The sequence below is a fragment of the Pseudomonas sp. AGC41 genome (assembly GCF_057334555.1).
This window is the reverse complement of the sequence record NZ_JBHFJB010000067.1, coordinates 73955-83533: the sequence shown is the minus strand read 5'-3', so window position 1 is coordinate 83533 and position 9579 is coordinate 73955. Positions and strand designations below refer to the sequence as shown.

The window sequence follows — 9579 nt, the reverse complement described above, 5'->3', positions numbered from 1 at the left end:
GAACTGGGCACCCGCAACATCAAGATCGCCCTGCGCCGCCTGCGCAAGTTCGCCCGTCAGGGCGCGGCCGAAGAGCTGGACATCGACGGCACCATCGACCACACCGCCCGGGACGCTGGCCTGTTGAACATCCAGATGCGCCCGGAGCGCCGCAACACCGTCAAACTCCTGCTGCTGTTCGACATCGGCGGCTCGATGGACGCCCATGTGAAGATCTGCGAAGAACTGTTCTCGGCCTGCAAGACCGAGTTCAAGCACCTGGAGTATTTCTACTTCCACAACTTCGTCTACGAATCGGTGTGGAAGAACAACCTGCGTCGCACCTCGGAGCGCACTTCGACCCAGGACCTGCTGCACAAATACGGCGCCGACTACAAAGTGATCTTCATCGGCGACGCGGCCATGGCCCCTTACGAGATCACCCAGGCTGGCGGCAGCGTCGAACATTGGAACGAAGAAGCCGGTTATGTGTGGATGCAGCGCTTCATGGAGAAATACAAGAAGCTCATCTGGATCAATCCGTACCCGAAGGACACCTGGGGCTACACCGCCTCGACCAATATCGTCCGCGAGTTGGTGGAAGACCGGATGTATCCGCTGACGTTGCGAGGGTTGGAGGAAGGGATGCGGTTTCTATCCAAATAAAGTCTTCCGGTGCCTGTAAGGGCCTCTTCGCGAGCAGGCTCGCTCCCACACTGAATCTTCGTCACATAAGAGGTCCACCCTGTGGGAGCGAGCCTGCTCCGGGCGGCGATCCGACGAAGCTTTTAGCGGTTTAACAACCCCCGCATACACTCCACCTGCTGCCGATGCGCCACCTCCTGCACCACCGGCCGCAACCGCAGTTGCGTTCCCGGCAGGCATTGCGCCAACCGGGCCAGGGACAGCGGTGTCAAGGCGCCCAGGCGCGGGTAACCACCGATGGTCTGCCGATCATTGAGCAACACGATCGGCTGGCCGTCCGGCGGCACCTGCACGGCGCCGAGCGGAATGCCTTCGGAGATCATCGCCGGGCCTTGGTATTCCAGCGCCGGGCCGAGCAAGCGCATGCCCATGCGATCGGCGCGACTGTCCAGCGTCCACGGTGTATTGAAGGCATCGAACAGGCTGCGTCCGCTGAACGCGCCATTTTGCGCACCGAGGATCAGGTCCAGCGGCTGCATCTGCTGAAAATCCGGAATCCGCCTGTGGGGCATCGGCCGAGGCGTTGCCGAGCCTGAATAACTCAGCTGCTCACCGCGACTCAGCGCCCGCCCCCGTCCATCCAGGCCACCGAGTTCTTCGCGCACCACCGTCGCCCGGCTGCCCAGCACCGCAGGCGCATTAAAGCCGCCGGGGGCCGCCAGGTAGGCTCGGGCACCGAGCACCGGCTGAGTGAACGCCAACACCTGGCCCTGGCGCAGGCTGAAGAAGCGCCACGACGCCACGCCCTGACCGTCTATCCGCGCGCCCAAGTCCGCACCGGCCAGCGCCAGCACACAATCCTCCTCGGCCACCACGGTAAAACCGCCGAGGGTGATTTCCACCACCGCCGCGTCCGGGGCGTTGCCCAGCATCCAGTTGGCCCAGCTCATCGACAGCCAGTCCGCCGCGCCACCCTGGGTCACGCCCAGGTGCCTGACGCCGAAGCGGCCAGTGTCCTGCAACAGGCACAGCGCTGTGCTGGCCTCGATCAACAGACGGCTCATACCTGCGCCTCCAACGGTGTGTCGTCGCCGCCCAAGGCAATGAACTCAGCGTGACCGACAGCGGCAAAACGCACCGTGTCGCCGGGCTGCATCAGGCTGTAGCCATCGCGCTCGCGGTCGAACAATTGGGTCGGGGTGCGGCCGATCAGGTTCCAGCCACCAGGCGATACCACCGGATACGCGGCGGTCTGGCGCTCGGCGATCCCGACGCTGCCCGCCGCCACCCGTTTGCGTGGGGTGTCGAGGCGCGGTGCGGCCAGCTCCTCGTCCACCAGCCCCATGAAAGCGAATCCGGGCGCGAAGCCCAGGGCGAACACCTGGTACTCGCGCTCACTGTGACGCTGGATCACTTGCGTCACCGTCAACCCGCTGCGGCTTGCCAGCAGATCCAGCTCCGGCCCGACACTTGGGTCGTACCACACCGGCAGCACATGACATTGCCCGGCGGACCGGGCATCCGGCGAGAGGTTGTTCAGCGCTTCGCCGATCAACTCGCGGGCCTGGGTCGGAGTCAGGGCGAGCAAATCGTAATGCACCATCAGGGTGGTGTAGGACGGCACCAGATCAATCAGATCATCGGCGAAAACTGCGCGCAGGCGCTCGCTCGCGGCCAGCATCCACGGCATGTTGGCCTCGGCGATTTCGTCGAACAGGCGCACCATCAGGCAGTCCACCGCCACCACTTCCACGCGTGGTTTCATGGCGCGCTCTGCCGGCCGAGGGCCTCGCGGATACGCTGCACGGCCGCCACGGAGCTGGCGTTATCGCCGTGCACGCACAACGTATCGGCGTGCAGATTCAAGGCGCTGCCGTCGCTGGCCGTCAGCGCGTCGCCGCGGGCAATGGTCAGCGCCTGCCCGATGATCACCTCGGGATCGTGATGCACCGCCCCCGGCAATTGTCGCGAGACCAGGCGACCGGCGCTGTCATAGGCCCGGTCGGCGAACGCTTCGAACCACAGGGTCAGACCGTATTCGTCGCCCAGGGCCTGGGCCGCGCTGTTGTCCCGGGTCGCCAGTAGCATCAGCGGCAACTGCCGGTCATACGCGGCGATGGCCTCGATAACAGCACGCAGTTGCGCCGGGCTGGCCATCATGTCGTTGTACATCGCACCGTGAGGTTTGACGTAGCTGACCTGTCCGCCCTGGGCCCGGCAAATACCGTCGAGGGCGCCGATCTGGTAGTGCAGCAGGTCTTGCAGTTCCTGGGCGCCATAGGCCATCGAACGGCGGCCGAAACCTGCCAGATCCTGATAGGCCGGGTGCGCGCCGATCCGTACGCCGTGGCTCAAGGCCAGGCTGACGGTCTTGCGCATGATGCTCGGGTCGCCGGCATGGAAGCCGCAGGCGATGTTGGCGCAATCGATGAAGGGCATCACCTCGGCGTCCAGACCCATGGTCCAGTTGCCGAAGCTTTCGCCGATGTCGCAGTTCAGTAGCAGGCGGTTCACGGTGAACGCTCCTGTAGGTTCTTTCTTATTGACCATGGGGATGAAGCCCCACAGGTTATCAGTCAATCAGCTTCCAACTGCTTGCCCTGGGTTTCCGGCAGGCTCAGAGCGGCCAGGATCACCACTCCATAGGACACCGCCGCGAACGCCCCGATGCCGACGCTCAACGGCACCTTCTGGCTCAGGATACCGATCAACAGCGGAAACAGCGCCGCCACCGCGCGGCCAATGTTGTAGCAGAAGCCCTGCCCCGATCCGCGGATGCGCGTGGGGAACAGTTCGGTGAGGAACGAACCCATGCCGCTGAACATGCCCGAAGCAAAGAAACCCAAGGGGAAGCCCAGCCACAGCATCACGTTGTTGCTCACCGGCACCTGCGTATACAGCAGCACGATGGTGAAGGAACCGACGGCGAACAGGACGAAATTTTTCTTGCGTCCGAGGATGTCGGACAGATAGGCGCTGATGACGTAACCCACGTAAGAGCCGACGATGACCATCGCCAGGTAGCCGCCAGTACTCAGGACGCTCAGGCCGCGCTCGTTTTTCAGGAAAGTCGGCAGCCAGGAGGTGATCGCGTAGTAGCCACCCAGCGCGCCAGTGGTCAGCAGCGAGGCTCGAATCGTCGTGAACAGAATGCCGGGGGCAAAAATCTCGTAGAACTTCGCCGGGTTCTCCGGCGTCAGCCGGGCCTTGGTCTGGTTATAGACTTCCGGGTCCTTGACCAGCCGGCGAACGAAGATCACGAACACCGCCGGCACGATGCCGAGGATGAACAATGCGCGCCAGGCGTCTTCCGGCGGCAGCACCGAAAACAGCAGCGCATACAGAATCGCCGTCATGCCCCAGCCCAGCGCCCAGCCCGATTGCACCATGCCGACCGCCTTGCCACGGTCCTTGGCGCGGATCACTTCGCCCATCAACACGGCGCCGGCAGTCCACTCGCCGCCGAAGCCGAAGCCCATCAGCGTGCGGGCGATCAACAGTTGTTCGTAGTTCTGGGCGAAACCGCAGAGGAAGGTGAAGAAGGCGAACCACAACACCGTCAATTGCAACGTGCGCACCCGACCGATGCGGTCCGAGAGAATGCCCGCCACCCAGCCGCCGATGGCCGAAGCGATCAAGGTGCTGGTGTGAATCAGCCCCGCTTCGCCAGTGCTGATACCCCACATCGCGATGAGCGTCGGCACCACGAAACTGAGCATCTGGGTGTCCATGCCGTCCAGGGCGTAACCGATCTTGCAGCTCCAGAAGGTCCGCCGTTCCTGCTGGTTGATGTTGCGATACCAATCGAACGGACCAGAACGGGCCTGGGGTTGGGGGACGCCGAGCGTGTCGGGTGCACTCATGGTGGTTCTCCACGGGTTTTATTGTTGTGAGTCTCGACGACGCTGACGTGGAGACCGTTGCCCCGATTCTTGAGCGCACGGCCGATCGCGTCCAACGAATAAAACCTTGGCCGGGTCATAAGAAAAACTTGATTGGGCAGCACATCACCCGCAAAGGCAGACCGCTTTTGTGGCGAGGGAGCTTGTTCCCGCTCGGGTGCGTAGCGCTCGCAAAATCTTCGGGCCGCTGCGCGCTGGAGCGCCAGCCCGGCCCAGCGGGAGCAAGCCCCCTCGTCACAGGAGGCTCACTGAATAATCGAGTCAGAGACCGCGCAGGTCACGCTCTTCGATAGGCCGGCTCTGGCGCAGGCGCTTGCCGCCCAACACCACCCAGTCGATCAGGCGGAACAGGCATTCGAGGCCGAACGACAGCAACATCGCGCCACTGATGCCCCAGATCATCGCCTCGGGGGTCAGCAGGATCTGGTAGCTGTAGCCGTTCCAGGTTTCCTTGCGGATGTCCGGATCGGCGGCCAGGGCCACCTGCAGCAGGCGGATGTACCACGGGCCTTGCATTGCCTGGAACTGTTTGTCCAAAGCCTGCTGGCGCACGAGCAAGGTGTTCAGGCTGTCGGCATCGCTGCGAAAAATCGGGTCTTCACTGGCGCGGTAGTGGGCCACGAGGGCCTGCATATCGCCCTTGAAGAATTGGTTGGCGGTGCCCTGAAACCCTTGCAGACCAGTCTGCGCCTCGATCAGGTGGGCCTCGACCCGCTTGGCGTAATCATTGACGAAGCCCGGCACCTGGACCCCGACCAACAGGCCCACCGCGAACAACACCAACCGTAGATAGCTGAGCAACATAACGTGACGTCCTTATTCGGTCCGGCCATGGCTGACGCATTCGCCGCGTCGCCACAGGCTCCATTGGCCCGGTTCGTAGCGGGTCCAGGTTTCGTTTTCGGTCAAGGGTTCGGTGGCAATCACCGTGACCACGTCGTTGGGCGTGGTTTCGGCCTGGAAATCGACAATCACGTCGACATCCTTCAGCCGCGCCGGGCCGAACGGTGCGCGCCGGGTGATCTGCGCCAGTTTGGTCGAGCAATAGCAGAACAGCCAGTCGCCGTCGCTGAGCAGGCAATTGAACACGCCCTTGCTGCGGTATTCGCTGCACGCCTCGATCAAGGCCGGCAGCAACTGCTCGACCTCCACCGGCTCAGGATAAGCCTGGCGCACGCGGTTGAGCAGATCGCAGAACGCCGCTTCGCTGTCGGTATCGCCCACCGGGCGGTAGAAACTCACGCCCGGCTGGAAATCGGCGAGCTGGCCGTTGTGGGCGAAACACCAGTTGCGCCCCCACAACTCCCGCACGAAAGGGTGCGTGTTGGACAGGCAGACCTTGCCGACGTTGGCCTGGCGGATGTGACCGATGACCACTTCGCTCTTGATCGGATAGCGTTGCACCAGGTTCGCCACTTCCGACTCGCTGCTGGCGGCCGGGTCCTGGAACAGGCGCAGGCCACGGCCTTCATAAAAAGCGATGCCCCAGCCGTCGCGGTGCGGCCCGGTCTTGCCGCCGCGCTGCATCAGCCCGGTGAAGCTGAACACGATATCGGTCGGCACATTGGCGCTCATGCCCAATAACTCACACATGCTCGAACCCTCGTTTGATTGGGCAGCCCGGTTACAGGCGCGGTTCGATACGCGAACGCTGGGGATTGCTCGGCACGGGTGGGCGCCCGTAACGGTCGTCACCGGCAACACCGAACGCAGGCTCGTCGTCAGGCTCGGCAGCGGCCGCCGCTTTGGCCGCGGCGGCCCGCTCCTGGCGAGCCTTGGCCGCGCGTTCGATAGGAATACGGATCAGCACCAGGACCAGATAGAGGCCGAAGGCGATCATGGCGTACATGAGCAGGTCGGACGCTGCCCGCCAGACGTTGTTGCCAACCTTGAAGAGCAGGTCCAGGGCGGCAATGGCCAGCGCCGGGGCGACCTTTTCCTTCACCGGGTCGACGATGGTCGGGCTGAACAGCAACACTGCCATCAGCAGCCGCAGCGGCTCGCGCAACCAGCGCCACATGAAGCGGGTCATGCGCATCCATACCAGGAGGCAGCCGAGGGCGGCGAAGGCGTAGAGACCCCAGGCAATCAGATAATCGTTCTCGGTCATGGTGTCCATGGCAAGGCAGGCAAAGAGGCGCTTATAGTAACGGCTTTTCGCTCGTCAGGCTGCCCCGGCATCTGCCGGATGCCCGGCGGGGCGAGTTTTTCGGTCCGGCTACCGAACTGACCCCGTCGGCCACTTGTCCCTGTTCGTATCACGCTTGAGAGTTTTTCCATGCCCCTATCCGCCCACGTTCCCGACGCCCCGATTGCCCGTAAAGCCCCTGGTGTTGACCCCTACGCCTGGCTGCAGGAGCGCGACACCGACGCCGTGCTCGAATATCTGAAGGCTGAAAACAGCTACCAGCAAGCCCGGCTCGCCGATCAGGCCGAACTGCGCGAAACGCTGTTCCAGGAAATCAAGGGACGCATCCTCGAAACCGACCTCTCCCTACCCTCGCCCTGGGGCCCTTATCTGTATTACACCCGCACCACGGCGGGTGATGAATACGCTCGCCATTACCGTTGCCCGCGTCCGGCCGATGACAGCCTGACGGTCGATGAGAGTCGTGAACAGCTGTTGCTGGACCCGAACGCGCTGGCCGGCGGCGGTTTCTTTTCCCTCGGCGCGTTCAGCATCAGCCCCGACCATCAGCGCCTGGCCTACAGCCTGGACACCAGCGGCGATGAAATCTACACGCTGTTCGTCAAGGAGCTGTCCAACGACAAGGTCAGCGAACTGTCCTTCGAAAACTGCGACGGCAGCATGACCTGGGCCAACGACAGCCTGACGCTGTTCTTCGGCGAACTGGACGATACCCATCGCCCGCACAAGCTGTTGCGCTATCGCCTGGACGGCACCGCCGCCGAAGAAGTGTTCCATGAGCCGGACGGGCGTTTTTTCCTGCATTGCTACCGTTCAAGCTCCGAGCGGCAGTTGATCCTGTCCCTGGGCAGCAAGACCACCAGCGAAGTCTGGGTGCTCGATGCGGCGCAACCACAACAACCGTTTACCTGCGTTGCGCCACGGGTAGAGCACCACGAATACGACGTCGACCATGGCCTGCTCGAAGGGCAATGGACCTGGTTCATCCGCAGCAACCGCGACGGCATCAATTTCGCCCTGTACCAGGCGCCCGATACAGGCGAAGCGCCGGCCGAAGCCGGCTGGCAGAACCTGATCCCCCACAGTGACACGGTGATGATCGACGGCCTGAGCCTGAACGCCAGCGCCATGACATTGAGCCTGCGCGAAGGCGGCCTGCCGATCATCGAAGTCCACCCACAAGGTTTACCGGCCTATCGGGTGCAATTGCCGGACGCGGCCTACAGCCTGCACGTGCAGAACAGCCTGGAGTTCGTCAGCGAGCGTATTCGCCTGCGCTACGAGGCGCTGAATCGTCCGGCGCAGATTCGCCAGCTGGACCTGGCCAGCGGTGCTCAGGTCGTACTCAAGCAAACCCCGGTGCTGGGTCCGTTTGATGCCGATGCGTATGTCAGCCAACGGCTTTGGGCGACGGCACCGGACGGTACGCAAGTACCCATCAGCCTGGTGGTCAAGCGCGAGGCCTTGGGCCAACCCGTGCCGCTGTACTTGTACGGCTACGGCGCCTATGGCGAAAGCCTCGACCCGTGGTTTTCTCATTCGCGCTTGAGCCTGCTGGATCGTGGCGTAGCGTTTGCCATCGCCCATGTGCGCGGCGGCGGCGAACTGGGCGAGGCCTGGTATCGCGCTGGCAAGCAGGAACACAAGCACAACACTTTCAGTGATTTCATTGCCTGCGCCGAACACCTGATTGCCCAAGGCTTGACCTCGGCCGATCAATTGGCGATCAGCGGCGGCAGCGCCGGTGGTCTGCTGATTGGCGCGGTGCTCAACCAGCGCCCGGAGCTGTTCAAAGTGGCGATCGCCGAAGTGCCGTTCGTCGACGTGCTCAACACCATGCTCGACCCCGAACTGCCACTGACCGTGACCGAATACGACGAGTGGGGCAATCCTGAGGAGCCGGACGTCTATGATCGGATCCGGGCCTACGCGCCGTACGAAAACGTCCGCGCCCAGGCGTATCCGGCAATGCTGGTGATCGCCGGCTACAACGACAGCCGCGTGCAGTACTGGGAAGCGGCCAAGTGGGTGGCGAAACTGCGCGCGACCAAGACCGACGAAAACCCGCTGCTGCTCAAGACCGAACTGGGCGCCGGCCATGGCGGCATGAGCGGCCGCTACCAGGGATTGCGTGACGTAGCGCTCGAATATGCATTTGTCTTGAAGGTTTTGGGCGTGGCCTGAGGAACTCTGTGGGATGGCCGGGTCTTAGCTCCATACCTGGCTCGACTGGATCAAATGTGGGAGCGAGCCTGCTCGCGATGACGGTGGATCAGCCTGCCTCAACGTTAGCTGACACACCGAATTCGCGAGCAGGCTCGCTCCCACAGGGAATCGCCTACATTCAAGACAATCCAAACCGCAGAACACGATAAGAAAAGACCGTGACGACATGTCAGAACCGACCTTACTGAACAACCAAATTCGCGACTGGCTGATGGACTGTGGTCTGTTCGACCAACTGCTGCCCGTCGACTTTGCCGCGGCATCGGGCTATTTCAGCATCAGTACCGTCGCCCAGGGCGAAGCGATTTTTCGCGAGGGCGATGCCGGCAGTTTCATGTGCATCCTTCACACCGGCCAGGTGGCCGTGCAGAAAACCGGCCCGGACGGGCAGCCCGTGACCATCGCCACGCTGCGCAGCGGCCGAGCCTTCGGCGAAATGGCCGTGCTCGACGGCGAACGACGCTCGGCCAGTTGCATCGCGGCCACCGATTGCCAGTTGTTGAACCTGGGCAAGGATTCCCTGGAAAAAATGCTCAACGACGCACCGAAGATCGCCGCCAAGATCATCCGCGCCCTTGCCGTCTCCCTGTCCAAGCGCCTGCGCATGGCTGACGGGCAGTTGCTGTCGCAGCAGGTGTAGCGTTTTCTGTCAGTTAAATACAGGACCTGTGGGAGCGA

General features: G+C 63.0%; 10 protein-coding genes. 3 read left to right on the top strand and 7 right to left on the bottom strand.

Features of this window, described 5'->3' with window-relative positions:
• On the top strand, positions 1–645 hold a 645-nt coding region (locus tag ACE04F_RS13060), incomplete at its 5' end, for a VWA domain-containing protein (protein ID WP_486107237.1).
• Between the two features lie 122 nt (positions 646–767).
• Here ACE04F_RS13060 and ACE04F_RS13055 read toward each other — a convergent pair.
• The 7 genes from ACE04F_RS13055 to ACE04F_RS13025 all read right to left on the bottom strand — a co-directional run bounded on the left by ACE04F_RS13055 (position 768) and on the right by ACE04F_RS13025 (position 6645).
• A complete protein-coding gene (locus tag ACE04F_RS13055) occupies positions 768–1688 on the bottom strand; it encodes a 5-oxoprolinase subunit C family protein (protein ID WP_486107235.1) in 921 nt (306 codons plus the stop codon).
• The gene (pxpB, locus tag ACE04F_RS13050) at positions 1685–2389 is read right to left on the bottom strand and encodes a 5-oxoprolinase subunit PxpB (RefSeq protein WP_486107233.1); all 705 of its coding nucleotides are present in this window, start codon (positions 2387–2389) and stop codon (positions 1685–1687) included. Before pxpB ends, ACE04F_RS13055 begins: the two co-directional genes overlap by 4 nt.
• A complete protein-coding gene (locus tag ACE04F_RS13045; RefSeq protein WP_486107231.1) occupies positions 2386–3138 on the bottom strand; it encodes a 5-oxoprolinase subunit PxpA in 753 nt (250 codons plus the stop codon). The genes pxpB and ACE04F_RS13045 overlap by 4 nt, the downstream gene beginning before the upstream one ends.
• Before the next feature lie 62 nt (positions 3139–3200).
• Complete coding sequence (locus tag ACE04F_RS13040) at positions 3201–4487, bottom strand: MFS transporter (RefSeq protein WP_305496180.1); 1287 nt, start codon at positions 4485–4487, stop codon at positions 3201–3203.
• A 300-nt stretch (positions 4488–4787) separates the two neighbouring features.
• A complete protein-coding gene (locus tag ACE04F_RS13035) occupies positions 4788–5330 on the bottom strand; it encodes a DUF2937 family protein (protein ID WP_305496181.1) in 543 nt (180 codons plus the stop codon).
• Between the two features lie 12 nt (positions 5331–5342).
• Positions 5343–6119 carry a class II glutamine amidotransferase gene (locus ACE04F_RS13030; RefSeq protein ID WP_305496182.1) on the bottom strand — a complete coding sequence of 259 codons (777 nt, stop codon included), beginning with the start codon at positions 6117–6119 and terminating at the stop codon, positions 5343–5345.
• A gap of 31 nt (positions 6120–6150) precedes the next feature.
• On the bottom strand, positions 6151–6645 hold the full coding sequence (locus ACE04F_RS13025) for an MFS transporter (RefSeq protein WP_486107228.1): 495 nt from the start codon (positions 6643–6645) through the stop codon (positions 6151–6153).
• Positions 6646–6804: 159 nt separating this feature from the next.
• Between ACE04F_RS13025 and ACE04F_RS13020 the strand changes: the two genes are divergently transcribed.
• Positions 6805–8859 (top strand): S9 family peptidase, encoded by a 2055-nt coding sequence (locus tag ACE04F_RS13020; protein WP_486107226.1) that lies wholly within the window; start codon positions 6805–6807, stop codon positions 8857–8859.
• Positions 8860–9067: 208 nt separating this feature from the next.
• Positions 9068–9541, top strand: coding sequence for a cyclic nucleotide-binding domain-containing protein (locus tag ACE04F_RS13015; RefSeq protein WP_434625396.1), 474 nt, complete (start codon positions 9068–9070; stop codon positions 9539–9541).
• The last annotated feature ends 38 nt before the right edge of the window (positions 9542–9579 follow it).